Genomic DNA, 16,085 nt, shown 5'->3' on the forward strand with positions numbered 1-16,085 from the left:
GACACGAAACCACCGAACCGCGAGACAACCTGTTTCCCCTGCTCTCTCCTCCTTCGAAGCGGACCGTCGCCCGTCTCCTGATTCAATCGGTATAAATCGGTATTTCAGATGCGCGTCGCCGCGCGCCCCTTCAAGCGCAGCATCTCCCGCGCTTCGGCCGGTGTGGCGACGTCGCACGAGAGCGCCTCGATAATCGTCCGCATGCGCCGCACCTGTTGCGCGTTGCTGGTCGCGAGCTGGCCGGGGCCGTCCCATAGCGAATCCTCGAGCCCAACCCGCACGTTGCCGCCGCTTGCCATCGCCAGCGTGGCGACCGGCATCTGCGTGCGCCCGGTGCTCAGGACCGACCACACATAGTCCTCGCCGAATAGCCGGTCGGCGGTCCGCTTCATCATCTGCACGTCTTCGGGATGCGTGCCAATGCCACCGCGAATGCCGAACGCGCTCTGAATGAAGAGCGGTCCGTGCAGCAGACCGCGGTCGAGAAAATGGGCAGCCGTGTACAGGTGGCCGATGTCGTAGCACTCGATCTCGAAGCGCGTTCCGCTTGCGCCGCACTGACGCAGGATCTGCTCGATGTCCCGAAAGGTATTGCGAAACACGAGATCATCGCTGCCTTCCAGATAGGGCCGCTCCCACGCATGATCGAAGGACTTGAAGCGGCCCAGCATTTCGTACATGCCGAAGTTCATCGACCCCATGTTCAGCGAGGCGATCTCGGGCTCGAACACCCGGGCCGGCTCCAGCCGCTGTTCGAGCGACAGCACCGGCGAGCCGCCCGTCGTCACGTTGATGACGGCATCGCAGCCGTTAGCAATGACCGGCAGAAACTGCCGATATATGGCCGGGTCCTGCGTCGGCCGGCCGCTCTGCGGGTCGCGCGCGTGCAGATGGACGATCGCCGCGCCGGCCTCGGCCGCCTCGATTGCGGAGGCCGCGATCTGGGCCGGCGTGACCGGCAGGTAAGGCGACATCGAAGGCGTATGGATCGACCCGGTAATCGCACAACTCACGATCACCTTGCGTCGTCGAACGGTATTTTTAGTTTTCTCTATGATTCGCAATCCTGATTAATTGAAAGAAAATCCCGCGCCGCGCGCGGTTCGTGATTACGTGACGGAAATCCCCTCGAACAAGAGAGTCAGCGAGTCGCGCAACTCCTGGAGGCCGGCATCGAGCGGCAGCAGGGGTTCCTGCAGCCACTTGCGCACGTGTGCGGCATAGATCGCGAAGACCAGCTCGCCGATCTTCGCCGGGCCGCGCCGGCCGCCAAACGTCCTGACTTCGCCGCGCTTCTGTGCGGCCTTGACGAGAGCACCAAACTGTTCGAGCATCGACGCCCGGTCCTGCTGCAAGCGGGTGGCGTGCGGCCCCTCGGAGAAAAACACCATCTCGCGCAGGACGAGTCGCGACAATTGCGGCTCGGTGCCGAAAAATTCGTAGAAGCCGCGGAACACGTACATCAGCTGATCGAGCAGGGGCTTGTTCTCTGGAATCGTCGTGAACACCACGCGATTCTTGCGCTCGAGGCCATCCGTCACGACGAGAAACAACAGGTCGCGCTTGTCGTGCGCGTAGGAGAACAGCGTGCCGAGGCTTACGGCTGCCGTGTCGGCCACCTCGCGCATCGTGGTCTCGTCGTAACCCTTCGAGCCGAACAGCATGCGGGCAGCGTCCTGAATGCGCGCGAACTTCTCGAGCTTGTTGCGCTCGCGAAGGCCGAGTGGCTTCGAGTTGTCGGTGGGAGGCGTCGTCACGCTGGGCATAGGGTGGCTCGAATGGGGGTAGGGGAAAACGGGGGCGCGGCTACGCGCATGCGTATGGTACGACCTCCTGGACGATCGCTCCAAATACGGACTCGCCGGCATCGTCCACCACCTCGATCGACACGACGTCTCCGAAGCGCAGATGCGGCGTGCGCGCGGCGCCAAACTCCAGCACTTCCAGCATGCGTTTTTCCTGCAGGCACGAACTGCCCGCCGCCCGGTCCCGATTCGACACGGTGCCCGAGCCGACGATCGTGCCCGCCTCGAGTTCGCGCGTGCTGGCCGCGTGCGCGATCAGGTCGGCGAAGTCGAAGTCCATGTCCACGGCCGCGTTGGGAGCGCCGAGCCAGGCGTCGTTCACGTGGCTATGCACCGGCAGCGCGAGCTTGACGCCGTCCCAGGCGTCGCCGAGTTCGTCGGGCGTCACCGCAACCGGTGCGAACGCCGTCGCCGGCTTGGAGGTCAGAAAACCGAAACCCTTCGGGAGCTCGGCCGGCATCAGATTGCGCAGGCTGACGTCGTTGACGAGCATGAGCAGCCTGATATGGCCGCGTGCCGCTTCCCGGCTCACGCCCATCGGCACGTCGTCGCAGATCACCGCGATCTCGGCTTCGAGGTCGATGCCGGCGGCTTCGTCGGCGACGAGGATGGGCTCGCGCGAGCCGATGAAGCTGTCCGACGCGCCCTGATAGATCATCGGTTCCCGATACAGCAGCTCGGGCATCTCGGCGTTGCGCGCGCGCCGCACGAGCTCCGCATGGTTCAGGTAGGCCGAACCGTCGAGCCACTGGAAGCTGCGCGGCAGCGGCGCCATGCACTGCTGCGGATCGAAGGCAAAAGCGTCTGCGGGCAACTGCCGCGGATCGTGCAGCGAGCGGTACACCGCTTCGAGCCGCGGAGCGACCTCATCCCACCGCTCGATGGCCTCGCGCAGGGTGGGCGCGATCGTGCCCACGGCCAATGCGTACTGCAGGCTCTTGTCGACCACGACCAGGCGGCCATCGCGTCCCCCGTTCCTGAGCGTTGCGAGTTTCATGAATTCGATTCCTCAACTGATTTCGTCAAAAAAGCCGGCGCGCACCTGCACCGGCGCCTTCAATCCCGCCACGGCGGCCTCCAGCCGCATCCGTTCCGCCTCGCTGCGCGCCGGTTCGGGCAGCCAGGTCCGCTCGTGGCCCCACAGGCTGGGGCCACAGCTGAGTTCCTCCGGCTCCCAGTTCGCCATATCGACGAGACGGCCTCCCCAGCCGAGCTCGATCATGAAGTCCGAGGGCGTGCGCACGTAGAACGAGGTCATGTAGTCGTTGCTGTGCCGGCCGAGACTCGCGCCCAGCGGCACGCGATGATGGGCGACGAGGTCGTAGGCCTGCCCCACGTCGTCGAGCGACAGCAGTTCGAGCATCAGGTGATGCAATCCCGTGCGCTGACTGCGGATGACGGCGAGACTGTGATGCCGCGCATTGATGTGCAGGAAGGTCGCGTCGAACGGCCGCGCCGCGCTGTCGCTCACGCGAAAACCCAGCACGCGCTGGTAGAAGTCGAGCGCGGGTGCCGGGTCGGTCGCGAGCAGCACGACGTGGCCAAGACCGAGTTCGTCGGTCTTGAAGCCCGCGAGCGGACGCGTGAACACGGGCGGCTCCAGGGCTTCGTGCTGACTCGCGCAGCATTCGACGCGGTTTCCCAGCGGATCGTGAAAGCCGATGAATCCTGCTACGCCGCGCCGCGCGCACGCCTCCTCGCGCCCCCGCTCGACCTCGATGCCGTGCATATGCAGGCAGGCAGCCGCGTCGTCGAGCGACACGCCCGGGGCAAGCTGCCAGCCGATATAGCGCAGGCCCTGCGCATCGTCGTCCAGCACATCTTCGACGACGAGCCGCGCGACGCACGCATCGAATCTGAGGGCGAGCGTACGGGCATCGAATTCGACGGGCGCGACGCCGAGGATCGTGGACGCGAAGGTGCGCCAGCTCTCCAGTCCCTTCGCGCCCACGCCCAGATAGGCGAGTCCGGCGAGCGGCAGCGGCGCCGCGTCCGCTCGCCTGTTCAGTGCGTTTTCCATATCAATGCGCCATCTGTTCGCCGCTGATCGAATCCGCGCGCTTGGGCCATGCGTCGACGAGCACGACCGCCAGCACGGCCACTGTGTCCGAGCGGTTGCGCCAGGCGTGGTTCGTGCCGCGCTGGATTACGACATCGCCTGTCTGCAGCGTCGTCTCGCCGGTGTCGAGCACCATCTGCAACGGACCCTGCAGACAGATCGCGTAATCGATGCTGTCGGTGCGGTGCAGTCCCGCGACTTCGTTGCCCGGTGCGATCTGCAGCACCGAAAAGCGGCTGCCCGCTGCCGGCGGCGCGATGCCGGTACGATGCAGCCCGGCATCCTCGTCGCGCAGGTAGTCGGGCGCCGCACCGGTGAGCCACATGAGCGTCGTGCGCAGACGATCGGCCGGTTCGCGCTGATTGCTGGCGGCGCCGTCCAGCCACACCGTGCTGCGCCCCTGCTCGTCGTGCCCGGTCACCACGCGCCGCAGCGGCACAAACGCCGTCGTCGCTTCCTGATCCTGCTCGTTCATCACCCCTCTCCTCGTTGATCGGTGCCGGCGGCACGCACGCCCCCACCCTGCAGCCAGCGGCGGCCCTCTTCGTAAAGCGCCTCGACGCGCGGCCCGCGCAGTTCCGGCAAGTCGCGCTGCACTTCGAATCCGTTATGCGTCTGCAGGTAGGCCAGATGGCGATACGACGCGGGAAACTGCGCGAGCAGCGCTGCGTCGAGTTCGAGGCGCGCACCGGGCTCGACGGTATCGAGCCGGTCCACCTCGTACACCGGCTGGCGCCGCACGATCGCCCAGCGCCCCTCGCGCTTCTCGAAGAAGTCGTAGAAGCGCCCGGTGCAGGTCGCCTCCACCTGCATGCCATGCAATGGCGCACGTTGACGGATCTGCATGCGCACCTGGGCAATCGCGCGATCGCCCGCCACCTCGCACAAGAACCCGCACTGCATGTGCTGAACGTTCGCGCCACGTTCGAACGCCGCACGCGTCTGGGCGACGAATGCGTCCGCGGGCCCGCAGTAGCGGGTGGAACTCATCGTGCCGCCGGCATGCCAGCAGGCCGCGAGGCCCGCCCAGTCGCCGGTGTCGCGCAGCAGAATCCACGCGTCGACCACGGCGCGGATCGCTGCGACATCTGCGTTGACCGAAGGCGCGCTCACGACGGGTTCTCCGGCTTCGCGAGCGGACCCAACTGCGGCGCCGGCGCAGCGAAATGCCATTCGGAGAACATCTCCGGCGTCGGTGTGAACGTGCTGGCCTGCCAGGCTTCGGTCAGGATGTCCTCGTCGGCCACGTACTCCAGCGCGCCGCCGAACGGGCTCTTGAAGTACCAGAAGCATCCCGACGAGGCGTAGTGACGGCCCGGGCCGATGTGCGTCTCCCAGCCGAGCGAGCGGAAGTGCTGACCGCCGCCGATCATTTCGTGGATGTCGCGCACCTTGAAGGCGAGGTGATTGAAGCTCACCTTGCCGTCGTCGAGCAGGAACAGGTGGTGGTGATTGCCGCGCAGCGCACCGCGCAGGAATACGCCACGGCCCTCGTAGCGGTCGGATACCGTAAAGCCAAGCCGCTGCCGGTAGAAGTGCTCGGCCGCCGCAAAATCCTCCACGCCCAGCACGATGTGGCTCAGTTCCTGAGGCTGCGCCGACTTGTAGAAGCGCGACGGGCTATTCACGCGTTGCGGGTCGCCGGGCGTATTGAAGCGCAGCGGGTCGGCCTGCAGCGGCACCTTCACGGAGACGCGAAACGCAAGCGCGAAGCCCGACGGGTCGATCGTGCGCAGCACGCCTTCTTTGTCCACGGCGACGGCCCGATCCTTCGAGAGTTCGTCGTTCAACCGGTCGAGGTCGGCAACCGATTCGACGCCCCACATGATTTCGCGGACCGTCGGGCCCGCTTGCGCGGCCGGCGGCAGCCACGGCTCATCCGAAGGCGCGAAGCGCACGCCCGAGCCGTCTGCACAGACGTAGTGTCCGGCTGCCGATCCCGCGACCGCCTTCTGCAACCCCCACTGCGACAAGAATCTCTCCGCCGCGTCCAGATCGTCGACGCCGAACGTCACGAGGTCCAGGCCTTTAATCGCCATCTCCACCCCTACTTTTTCAATGATTGACCGTTGGTGCGTGCCTTGCTGGCCACTCGCATTTTTGAAGTCTATTCTATTTTTAGAACACGATATAGTTTTTTGTGGCCAGGGAATTCCTGTACCGATGTGTAGAGGCAAGGGCAGATGTAGCTGAACGCAGTCCGGGGACGAACGGATGGAGTCGACCGGATTGAATCGAAGCGATCCGGGCGGGATCGAGTGGAGTGCAAAGAACGCGATAACACTTCGGGCAACCCGACTAGACGCGTCCGCGCGTTGAGACAGGCACCGCATGAACGGCTCCGCCGATACATTTATTTTTCGTTGCTGGCGGAGCGAAGAGCGGCTAGTTTTGTGAATTCAGCAAGCTGAAGATGCGAAGACCGCGTACGAGCCTGGCCCACGCCGCGAGAAGCGATGTCAGGCCAGGGCCCCTTTCGTTATTCACATGGAGAACACCATGATCCAGTCGCAAACGACGCAGGACGAACGTGCTGGCCTGACCGCCGGAATTCTTGCCGCCAAAGGCGCCCGGGATCTATCGTTTGCCGACATCGCGCAGGGGACGGGCCTGAGCGTCGAATATGTCACGGCCGCCCTGCTCGGCCAGCACCCCCTGCCCGCAGAGGCCGCGAAAGCGGTGGGAACAAAGCTGGGCCTCGGCGACGATGCGGTCGCCCTGCTCCAGACCATACCGCTGCGGGGCAGCATTCCCGGCGGTGTGCCCACCGACCCGACCATCTACCGCTTTTATGAAATGGTGCAGGTCTATGGCACGACACTCAAGGCGCTCGTTCACGAGCAGTTCGGAGACGGGATTATCAGCGCGATCAACTTCCGGATCAGCATCAAAAAGGTCGACGACCCCGAAGGCGGCTCGCGTGCGGTGATCACGCTGGACGGCAAGTTCCTGCCCTACAAGCCGTTCTGATTTGTTCTGGTTCGTTCTGATTCACACTGACGCACGAATCGTCTTTCTGAAACCATGCCCCGGTGGCGGCAGAGCCGGGGGCCTTTCGGCGTGCGCGCCGCCGGTTCGGGCCGCTAAGGGGCGAACGCCGCACCGCGAGCGTGCAAGCGACGAATTGCACGCCCTTTCCCCTGTTTCGCCTCCTGGCGGAACACCCCTTCCGTATCGTTCGCCTCTCTGCCCGGTCGCTCAGCCCGCTGCACGGGTGGGGACCGGGCCGCGTCATGCCGGATCCCCTCTGTAACTTTCGCCCCGGTCTCGACGAAATAGCATTAGCCAATCCCACTGCGAACGACACCCGGGCGCTATCGCCATCCGCTGCGGAATAACCGGTGGAATCGAACGTTCACCAGTCAGATTGCCTGTACTCACCTTGCCGGCACACGGCAAGCGAATGCTTTGGAGCACCCTGTTCATGCCCTTGTTTCTGGTCGCCTGGCTCGGCGGCGTGCTGACGATCCTCAGCCCCTGCATCCTGCCCGTACTGCCCTTCGTGTTCGCCCGCACCGGACAGCCGTTCGTGCGCAGCGGATTGCCGCTGCTCGCCGGCATGGCCGTCGCGTTCAGCGCAGTCGGCGCGCTCGCCGCGGTCGGCGGCGGCTGGGCCGTCGCCGCCAACCAGTACGCGCGGTATGTCGCGCTCGCGCTCATCGCCGTTTTCGGCGTCGCGCTATTGCTGCCGTCGCTGGCCGAACGGCTCGCCCGCCCCGTCGTCGCGCTCGGCGCCCGGCTCTCGGCGCCCGGTGACGATCCCCAGCGGCCGCCCGCCGGCGTCGCGGCGTCGCTGCTGCTCGGCGTCGCGACCGGCATGCTCTGGGCTCCGTGCGCCGGCCCGATTCTCGGCCTGATCCTGACCGGCGCCGCGCTGCAAGGGGCGAGCGTCCACACGTCGCTCCTGCTGCTCGCCTACGCGGCCGGCGCCGCGACTTCGCTCGCGCTGGCGCTCGCGGCCGGCGGCCGGGTCTTCGCCGCGATGAAACGCTCGCTCGGCGTCAGCGAATGGATCCGACGCGTGCTCGGCGTCGCCGTCCTGGCCGGAGTCGCGGCGATCGCGCTGCATCTCGATACCGGCGTGCTCACGCGGCTCTCGCTCGCCGGAACGAACCAGCTCGAACAAACGCTGCTTGACCGTTTTCATCCGGCTGCGGCGGCCGCGGCAAGCGGCTCCATGCAGGCAGCCCCGTCGTTGCAGGCCGCGCAGCCGGCATCGGCCGACGCGCTGCCTGTCGAAGGCACGCTCCCGTCGCTCGACGGCGCCGTGCAATGGCTGAACTCGCCGCCGCTCACGCCCGCCGCGCTGCGCGGCAAGGTCGTGCTCGTCGACTTCTGGACCTACTCGTGCATCAACTGCCTGCGCGCGCTGCCCTACGTGAAGGCCTGGGCCGACAAATACCGCGCGGCCGGCCTCGTCGTGATCGGCGTGCACGCGCCCGAGTTCGCGTTCGAAAAAGACATCGGCAACGTGCGGCGCGCCGTATCGGACCTGAAGATCGACTACCCGGTCGCCATCGACAATCAGTACGCGATCTGGCGCGCGTTCGACAACCAGTATTGGCCCGCACACTATTTCGTCGATGCACAGGGCCGCATCCGTCATCATCATTTCGGCGAGGGCAACTATCAGGAATCGGAGCAGGTGATCCGGCAGTTGCTGACCGAGGCCGGCGCGCGCGACCTGCCGACCGGCTTCGTCGACGATACCGGCTCGGGCGCCGAAGCGCCGCCGGCGATGGAAGACGTCCGCTCGCCGGAAACCTATCTCGGCTACGAGCGCGCGCACGGCTTCGCGTCGCCGGGGGCGCCGGTGGCCGATGAGCCGCACGTCTACGCGGCCGGCCCGCTCGACCTGAACCAGTGGGCGCTGGCCGGCTCGTGGACGCTCGGCGCCGAACACACCGACCTCGACCGCGCGGGCGGCGCCATCGTCTATCGCTTCCATGCGCGCGATCTGCATCTCGTGCTCGGACCCGGCGCCGACGGCCGCCCGGTGCGCTTGCGCGTGACGATCGACGGCCAGCCGCCCGGCGACAGCCACGGCGCCGACGTCGACGCCGAAGGCAACGGCACCGTCACCGGCCAGCGGCTGTACCAGCTGATCCGCCAGCACGGCACGATCGTCGATCACACGTTCGAGATCCGCTTCCTCGATCCCGGCGTGCAAGCGTTCTCGTTCACTTTCGGTTAGCGAGACGGCGCAGCCGCTTCGTCGACTTCCTCATGGAGCCATCGTCATGGACACAGAAACCCGCGTCTCCCGCTCTACCGCCGGCCGTCACGGCTGGCGCTGGCCGCTCGCCGCCGCGGTAACGGCGCTCGTCGTCGCGGCCGTCCTCGTCCAGCCGCGCGTGCAAGCCGACGAGATCCATGTCGTGCCGGCGCCGGCTGTCGACGAGAAGGCCGCCACGGGCGGCGCTCCCGCTACCGAAACCGCCGTGCTGGCGGGCGGCTGCTTTTGGGGCGTTCAGGGGGTGTTTCAGCACGTGAAGGGCGTGACGGCAGCCGTGTCGGGCTACACCGGCGGCGATCGCGAATCGGCGCAGTACGAGACGGTCAGCACGGGCACGACCGGTCACGCGGAATCGGTTCGCATCACGTTCGATCCGCGCGTCGTCAGCTACGGCCAGATCCTGCAGATCTACTTTTCGGTCGCGCACGACCCGACCGAACTGAACCGCCAGGGACCGGACACCGGCACGCAATACCGCTCCACGATCTTCCCCACGACGCCCGACCAGGCCCGCATCGCGCGCGCCTATCTCGCGCAACTGCGCGATGCGCACGCATTCTCCGCTCCGCCCGTCACGACCGTCGAGCCCGGAAAGACGTTCTATCCGGCCGAAACGTATCACCAGAACTACCTGACGCTGCATCCCGACGCACCGTATATCGCGATCAACGACCTGCCGAAGGTCGCCGGGCTCAAGCGGCTCTTTCCGGCGCAGTATCGCGAGCGACCTGTGCTCGTGGATACGGCGGCGTCGGGCAGCGCGAGCTGACGGCGCCTGGCAATCGGCGATCTGATGGATGTTTGTGGAAGAACCCGGAGGAGCCCGGAGGAGCCCAAAAGGCCCCTGTGGCGGAAAGCAGCCGGAGTCGAACCGACCTGGGAACGGCTGACGTCCCCAACCAGGTTTGAAGCCTGGCCGTACCACCGGATACGAATGCCTTCCTTCGTACACCTGACATACCGCCGATCACAACGCGGCGTTCAGAGCACTTCCTGCAACCGGCTATCGGCACGCAGCACATGCCGTTCGCGGTGAAACCGAGTATATCCAACGCGATCGAAGAACTCCAGAATCTGGATCGCGCGCTTGCGGCCCAGCCCGGTAGCGTCGCGAAACGCCGCTGCGGAGATCGAGCCGCCTTCGGCCGCCGCCACGCCCGCCGCAAGCCGCGCGAGTTCGTGCACGACCTCCCGGTCGTAGAACAGATCGCGCACGACCTGATACAACTCGCCTAGCCGCGCGAGCTTGCGCAACAATGCGCGGACGGCCTCCTCGGGTTGCCGCGTCTCGCGCGCGAGGTCGCGCACCCACGGCGGATCATAACGTCCTTGCGCAATCAACGGTCTCAAACGTGCCGCGAGCGTCTCCTCCTGCGCGTCGAGCGACACGGCATGCGAAGGCAGATGCAGCCACGGCCCGCTGCGCGCCACGCGGCCGTCTTGCACGAGCGCGTCCACCACGGCACGCCACACGGCATCGGTAACGAGCGGCGCCGCGATACGCCGCAGGCGCGCGGCATCGGGACCCTGCTCGTCCGGCATGCGCGCATGAAACTCGCGCAATGCCTCGACGATGCGTTCTGCCATGCGCTCCCAGTGCTGCCGCGCCATGACGACACCGTCGTCCGCACGGCCATGCGCTGCAATTTCGATCGCATCGCCCGGCAGCGCGAGCGCGTCGGCGGCGTAACCCGTCAATTGCGTCAGCGTCGTGCGGGCGATGCCTCTGGGCGCCTGCTGGACCAATGCATCGATACGCCCTTCGTCGAGCCACACCTGCAACGCATCGAGCCACGCGCGACGCTCAGGCGTGCGCCGCCGTCTGGCCGGTCCGAACGGATCGAGCACGCGACCGCCGCCCACCGTACGCGTGGCCTGCGCGTTGCGCACGATGAGCCGGTCGCCGGGCAACGCTACCAGCGGCGTATCGAAGACGAGTTGCACGCGCGCGCGCTCGCCCGGTCCCAGCGTCTCGCCGTCGAGCAACGCGACGTTCGCCATGCGGTGCGCGGTACCCAGATGCACGTGCAGCGGCGTCCAGTGTTGCAACGTGAGATCCGCGTCGCCCAGCAGGCTCAATTCGCAGTCGATACGCGTCGCGCCCTGCGCGAGCCTCGCGTCGACGATCCAGTCGCCGCGCGCGATCTGCGCCTTGTCGATGCCCGCAAGGTTGAGGGCGCAACGTTGACCCGCCCGCCCGTCTTGCGCCGGGCGGTTCTGCGCATGGATGCTGCGCACGCGCACGGGCAGCCCTGCCGGCGCCAGCGTGAGCGTGTCGCCTACCTGCACACAGCCCGCGAAAACCGTGCCCGTCACGACCGTGCCCTGCCCGGCCAGCGTGAAGACGCGATCCACGGCGAGCCGGAAGAGTCCGTCGGCACGGCGCCCCTGCCAGGCCATCGCTTGCTCGCGCAACCAGGCGTCGAGCCTCGCCACGCCCTCGTCGCCCGCGTGGGTCGCGCACGTTTCGAAGCACGGCGCAGCGGCAAGCGCAGTCGGGGCGAGCCACGCGGCAATCTCCGCGCGCACCTGGGCGAGCCGGCCGGCGTCCACGCGATCGGTCTTGGTGAGCGCGACGGCGCCCTCAGTCACGCCGAGCAGTTGCAGGATCGCAAGGTGCTCGCGGGTTTGCGGCATCACGCCGTCATCGGCGGCCACTACGAGGAGCGCGAAATCGATGCCGCAGGCGCCCGCCGCCATCGTATGGACGAGTTTCTCGTGCCCCGGCACGTCGATGTAGCCCAGTACGTCGCCGTTGGTCAGCGGCACATAGGCGTAGCCCAGCTCGATCGAGATGCCGCGTGCCTTCTCTTCCTTGAGGCGGTCGGTATCGACGCCGGTCAGCGCGCGAACCAGCGTGGTCTTGCCGTGATCGATATGCCCGGCCGTGCCGACGATCACAGGCGCAACTCCGCCAGCTGTGCGACAAAGGCGGCTTCGTCGGCGCTTTCGAGGCAGCGCAGGTCGAGCCGCAATGCATAGTCGGCAATGCGGCCGATGACCGGGCGCGGCAGTTCGCGCAAGGCCCGCTCGAGTTTCATGAGCGCGCGCCCACTGCCGCTCTTGCCGGTATGGCGCACGACGAGCCCACTGCTCGGCAGCACGTCCACCGGCAGAGCGCCGCTGCCGATCTGGCTGAACATGGGTTCGACGCTCACTGCATAGGCGTCGCCCAACGCGCGCTGCAACGTGGGCAACGCACGCTCGGCGGCCACCTGCATCTCCGGCGCGGGACGGGTGAGCAGACGCAACGTAGTGAGTCTTTCGCGCAGGAACTCCGGCGCCTGATACAGCCGGAGCACCGGCTCCAGCGCGGCCAGGGTCAGCTTGCCCACGCGCAGCGCCCGTTTGAGCGGATGCTTCTTGATCTTCGCGATCAGTTCTTTGCGGCCCACGATCAGCCCGGCTTGCGGGCCGCCCAGCAACTTGTCGCCGCTGAACGTCACGAGGTCCGCACCGGCTTGCACGGTCGCGCGCACGGTGGGCTCGGCCGGCAGGCCCCACTGGGTGAGGTCGGTCAGCGTGCCGCTGCCCAGATCGACTGCCACGGGCACTCCGCGCGCCCGCGCGAGCGGCGCGAGTTCGTCGAGTTCGACGCTCTTCGTAAAGCCGCTGATCGCGTAATTGCTGCAATGGACCTTCATGAGCAGCGCCGTGCGCGCGTTGATAGCTGCTTCGTAGTCCTTGAGATGCGTGCGATTGGTCGTGCCGATCTCGCGCAGCTTCGCGCCCGCGCGGCTCATGATGTCGGGAATGCGGAACGCCCCGCCGATCTCCACCAGCTCGCCGCGCGAGACGATCACCTCCTTGCGCGTGGCAAGCGCCGAGAGCGCGAGCAGCACGGCGGCCGCGTTGTTGTTCACGACGGTCGCGGCCTCGGCACCCGTCAATTCGCAGATCAGGTCGTCGATCAGGTCGTCGCGGTCGCCGCGCTTGCCTGTCGCCAGATCGAACTCCAGATTGGCCGGCTGCGTCAGCGCCTGCACGACGGCGGCAACCGCGGCATCGGGCAGCAACGCGCGGCCGAGGTTCGTATGGAGCACGGTGCCCGTCAAGTTGAACACGGGACGCAGCCGGCCCTGCGCGCGCTCCGCCAGCTGACGTCCTGCCTCGTCGATCGCCCGTTCCAGCGAGAACGGATCGGCTTCGCCGTCCGCAGTCGCCGGCGCACCACCCTGGCTTTTTGCCTGCACGTCTTGCCGCCACCGCTCCAGCGTGGCGCGTATCGCGGCCAGCACCTGCGTGCGACCATATTCGGCAATCAGCGGCTGTGCCGGCGCGGAGGCGATCACGCGCTCCACGGCCGGCATCCTCGCGAGCAGCGCATTCAACGCGCGCGCGTCACGCTCCGTTTCCTGTCCCACGGCTTCGCTCATCGGGCTTGGGCTCACTTATTGATCGGCCGGCACATCGGGCCATAGCAGCGGATTCGGACTCGCGCGCCGATAGCCCGCATCGCTCATCAGCAGGTCGAGCGTGAGGCTCGCGAGATCGTCGGCCAGCGGCTCGAAATCGAAGTCCTTCTCCTGGTAGCCGATCTTGCGATACGTATGGCACTCGTCGCACGATTCGGCCTTGAGCGCAGGATCGCCGCCATCGATGCCGTGATACGCAATGCCCTTGGTCGAATCGCAGTTCGTGCACTTCACGCGCACTACGTGCGTTTCGGTCCCACACAGGCTGCACTGCGTGTAGCGATAGCCCTGATACGCGCCGCCCACGCGGACGATGCTCGCCACGGGCGGGACGCCGCACACGGGGCATGCGCCGGCCGCGTCGACATAAGGGACATCACGCGTGTCGAGCCGGCTGGCGAGGTCGGTCCATATCACCTGGAGCGCGGCCATGATGAAGGGTGCCGTTGCGGGCGCAACTTCCGCGTAGCGTTGCGCGAGCAGGGCGTCGACCTGCGTGTCGAGGTCGGCGTCGCTCATGGCTCGCAGTATATCGATCACCTGGGCGAGCGCGGGCGCCACTGCACCCGCGGCCTCCACGCGATCCACGAGGCGGCGCAGCACCTCGCGCCATTGCGGATCGCGCTCGCCCGAATGCGCGGGCAGGACAGGCATGGAATGACGCTGTGCGTTTGCCATCGCGTCGGTATCGGGCATCTGCGCGGCCGTGTCTTCGAGCACGGCCTGCTGTGCATCGACCAGCGCCGCCATCAGCCGGACATATCCGCCGATGGGACTGCGCTCCGCCAGCCGGCGCAGGCGCGCGGCGCGCGCGACAAAATGCGTCGCGCGCTCGGGCAGGCGGATGCGCGGGATCGCGCTGGGATCGAGCGCCTCGATCTCGCGGGGTTCGAGAATGCGTTGCGTCACGACTTGAATTCTCCAGAAACAAAAAGCCGCCGCGCCCTGCCGGGCGGGCGGCCTGCTGGCACGCGCCAGGGCCCCACTCCGAGGCCCTATGCGGTGCGCCTATTACTTGATGCTCTCGCGGAACCAGCGCGGATGATGCTTCCTCGCCCACCCCCACGTGACCGTGCCGCGCACCATCGCGCCGATCGAGCCTTTCACCCACAGCGCCGCATAGATATGCACGACGATGCTGACGATCAGCACGAAGGCCGCCGCCGCATGCACGAGGGCGGCGATGCGGACCACCTCGATCGGAAAGTAGAACGAAAAGTAGCGCCGCCAGATCACGATGCCGCTCGCGAGCAACAGCACGAGACAAGCCACCAGGGTAAAGAATAGCAGCTTCTGTCCCGCATTGTATTTGCCGATCTCGGGCAGCTTGTCCTCGCGGTTGTGCAGCACGTCGTCGATCTGCTTGAGCCACTGCACGTCGTTTTTGTCGAGATAGTTGTGATGCCAGAAGCGCAGCGCAAGGATCAGGAACGACACGAACATCACGAGGCCGACGAACGGATGCAGGATGCGCGTCCACTGGCCGCCGCCGAACAGGGCGGCGAGCCAGAACATGGCCGGATGAAACATCGCGAGACCGGAGAGCGCGAGCAGCACGAAACTGATCGCGGTGATCCAGTGATTGGTGCGCTCATTGGCCGTGTAGCGCACCAGCAGCTTCGGTTCATGATCTTGCATCGTCGCGCTCCTCGGGTTCGCCCTTGATGCGGCGCGCCTCTTCTTCGGCGGCTGCTTCGTCTTCGGCAGTCACCTCGTTCGGACCGATCCGCGTGTAGTGGAAGAAGCCCGCCAATGCCGCGAGCGCGATGCCCGCCAGCGCCAGCGGCTTCGCCACGCCCTTCCACAGCCGCACGAACGGGCTGATGCGCGGGCTGTCGGGCAGGCCGTGATAGAGCGAGGGCTGGTCTGCGTGATGCAGCACGTACATGACGTGCGTGCCGCTCACGCCCGGCGGATCGTAGAGGCCCGCATTCTCGAAGCCGCGCTCCTTGAGGTCCACGATACGCTCGGCCGCATGCTGTTTCATGTCCTCCTTGGTGCCGAACACGATGGCGCCGGTGGGACAGGTCTTCACGCAGGCCGGCTCCTGGCCCACCGCCACGCGGTCAGAACAGAGCGTGCACTTGTAGACGCGATGATCCTTCTTCGAAAGCCGCGGGATATTGAACGGGCAGCCGGCAATGCAATAGCCGCAGCCGATGCAGTTTTCCTCGTGGAAATCGACGATGCCGTTCGTGTACTGCACGATCGCGCCCGGCGAAGGACAGGCCTTGAGGCAGCCCGGATCCTCGCAGTGCATGCAGCCGTCCTTGCGGATCAGCCATTCGAGGTTGCCGTTCGGATTTTCGTACTCCGTAAAGCGCATCACGGTCCACGAATGCTCGGAGAGATCCATGGGGTTGTCGTACACCCCATGGTTCACCCCCACCTCGTCGCGCAGGTCGTTCCACTCCATGCACGCCGTCTGGCAGGCCTTGCAGCCGATGCACTTCGTGACGTCGATGAGCTTGGCCACCGTGCCCGTGACCGGCTCGCGCACGCCCGGCGGCGGCGTGGTGGTCGCGGAAAGGCGCTTGATGTCCAGTGATTGCAGTGCCATGTCTCGCGCC

The 16,085-nt window shown here is 66.6% G+C and carries 15 protein-coding genes and 1 tRNA gene; 3 read left to right on the forward strand and 13 right to left on the reverse strand.

Annotation, left to right across the window (positions count from 1 at the left end; genetic code table 11):
* Positions 1–104: 104 nt before the first annotated feature.
* The 7 genes from U5760_RS18085 to U5760_RS18115 all read right to left on the reverse strand — a co-directional run bounded on the left by U5760_RS18085 (position 105) and on the right by U5760_RS18115 (position 5,903).
* On the reverse strand, positions 105–1,019 hold the full coding sequence (locus U5760_RS18085) for a 3-keto-5-aminohexanoate cleavage protein (protein ID WP_415914131.1): 915 nt from the start codon (positions 1,017–1,019) through the stop codon (positions 105–107).
* Positions 1,020–1,109: 90 nt separating this feature from the next.
* On the reverse strand, positions 1,110–1,766 hold the full coding sequence (locus U5760_RS18090; RefSeq protein ID WP_322013658.1) for a TetR/AcrR family transcriptional regulator: 657 nt from the start codon (positions 1,764–1,766) through the stop codon (positions 1,110–1,112).
* 40 nt (positions 1,767–1,806) lie between these two features.
* Entirely contained in the window at positions 1,807–2,802 is a 996-nt protein-coding gene (locus U5760_RS18095) for a fumarylacetoacetate hydrolase family protein (protein ID WP_322013659.1), read from the reverse strand.
* A 12-nt stretch (positions 2,803–2,814) separates the two neighbouring features.
* Positions 2,815–3,825: a VOC family protein gene (locus tag U5760_RS18100; RefSeq protein WP_322013660.1), complete on the reverse strand. Its 1,011-nt coding sequence runs from the start codon at positions 3,823–3,825 to the stop codon at positions 2,815–2,817.
* Between the two features lies 1 nt (position 3,826).
* On the reverse strand, positions 3,827–4,339 hold the full coding sequence (locus U5760_RS18105) for a cupin domain-containing protein (RefSeq protein WP_322013661.1): 513 nt from the start codon (positions 4,337–4,339) through the stop codon (positions 3,827–3,829).
* The gene (locus U5760_RS18110; protein ID WP_322013662.1) at positions 4,339–4,977 is read right to left on the reverse strand and encodes a nuclear transport factor 2 family protein; all 639 of its coding nucleotides are present in this window, start codon (positions 4,975–4,977) and stop codon (positions 4,339–4,341) included. Before U5760_RS18110 ends, U5760_RS18105 begins: the two co-directional genes overlap by 1 nt.
* Complete coding sequence (locus U5760_RS18115) at positions 4,974–5,903, reverse strand: VOC family protein (RefSeq protein ID WP_322013663.1); 930 nt, start codon at positions 5,901–5,903, stop codon at positions 4,974–4,976. Before U5760_RS18115 ends, U5760_RS18110 begins: the two co-directional genes overlap by 4 nt.
* 460 nt (positions 5,904–6,363) lie before the next feature.
* On the opposite strand from U5760_RS18115, the gene cynS reads away from it, so the two are divergent.
* The 3 genes from cynS (at position 6,364) to msrA (ending at position 9,869) form a co-directional block, all read left to right on the forward strand.
* Entirely contained in the window at positions 6,364–6,834 is a 471-nt protein-coding gene (gene cynS / locus U5760_RS18120) for a cyanase (RefSeq protein WP_322013664.1), read from the forward strand.
* A gap of 454 nt (positions 6,835–7,288) precedes the next feature.
* Positions 7,289–9,058, forward strand: coding sequence for a cytochrome c biogenesis protein DipZ (locus U5760_RS18125; protein WP_322013665.1), 1,770 nt, complete (start codon positions 7,289–7,291; stop codon positions 9,056–9,058).
* 46 nt (positions 9,059–9,104) lie between these two features.
* The gene (gene msrA / locus U5760_RS18130) at positions 9,105–9,869 is read left to right on the forward strand and encodes a peptide-methionine (S)-S-oxide reductase MsrA (RefSeq protein ID WP_322013666.1); all 765 of its coding nucleotides are present in this window, start codon (positions 9,105–9,107) and stop codon (positions 9,867–9,869) included.
* Positions 9,870–9,947: 78 nt separating this feature from the next.
* On the opposite strand, the gene U5760_RS18135 is transcribed toward msrA, so the two are convergent.
* The 6 genes from U5760_RS18135 to fdxH all read right to left on the reverse strand — a co-directional run bounded on the left by U5760_RS18135 (position 9,948) and on the right by fdxH (position 16,075).
* Positions 9,948–10,043 (reverse strand) — tRNA-Sec (locus U5760_RS18135).
* 38 nt (positions 10,044–10,081) lie between these two features.
* The gene (selB, locus tag U5760_RS18140; RefSeq protein WP_322013667.1) at positions 10,082–12,001 is read right to left on the reverse strand and encodes a selenocysteine-specific translation elongation factor; all 1,920 of its coding nucleotides are present in this window, start codon (positions 11,999–12,001) and stop codon (positions 10,082–10,084) included.
* Positions 11,998–13,476, reverse strand: coding sequence for an L-seryl-tRNA(Sec) selenium transferase (selA, locus tag U5760_RS18145; RefSeq protein ID WP_322013668.1), 1,479 nt, complete (start codon positions 13,474–13,476; stop codon positions 11,998–12,000). The genes selB and selA overlap by 4 nt, the downstream gene beginning before the upstream one ends.
* Positions 13,477–13,491: 15 nt before the next feature.
* Positions 13,492–14,424, reverse strand: a complete 933-nt coding sequence (gene fdhE, locus U5760_RS18150; RefSeq protein ID WP_322013669.1) for a formate dehydrogenase accessory protein FdhE — start codon at positions 14,422–14,424, stop codon at positions 13,492–13,494.
* Positions 14,425–14,526: 102 nt separating this feature from the next.
* Entirely contained in the window at positions 14,527–15,153 is a 627-nt protein-coding gene (locus U5760_RS18155) for a formate dehydrogenase subunit gamma (RefSeq protein WP_322013670.1), read from the reverse strand.
* Positions 15,140–16,075, reverse strand: coding sequence for a formate dehydrogenase subunit beta (gene fdxH, locus U5760_RS18160; protein ID WP_322013671.1), 936 nt, complete (start codon positions 16,073–16,075; stop codon positions 15,140–15,142). The genes U5760_RS18155 and fdxH overlap by 14 nt, the downstream gene beginning before the upstream one ends.
* Positions 16,076–16,085 lie beyond the last annotated feature (10 nt).

It is taken from the genome of Paraburkholderia sp. J12 (assembly GCF_905220215.1).
GTDB lineage: Bacteria > Pseudomonadota > Gammaproteobacteria > Burkholderiales > Burkholderiaceae > Paraburkholderia.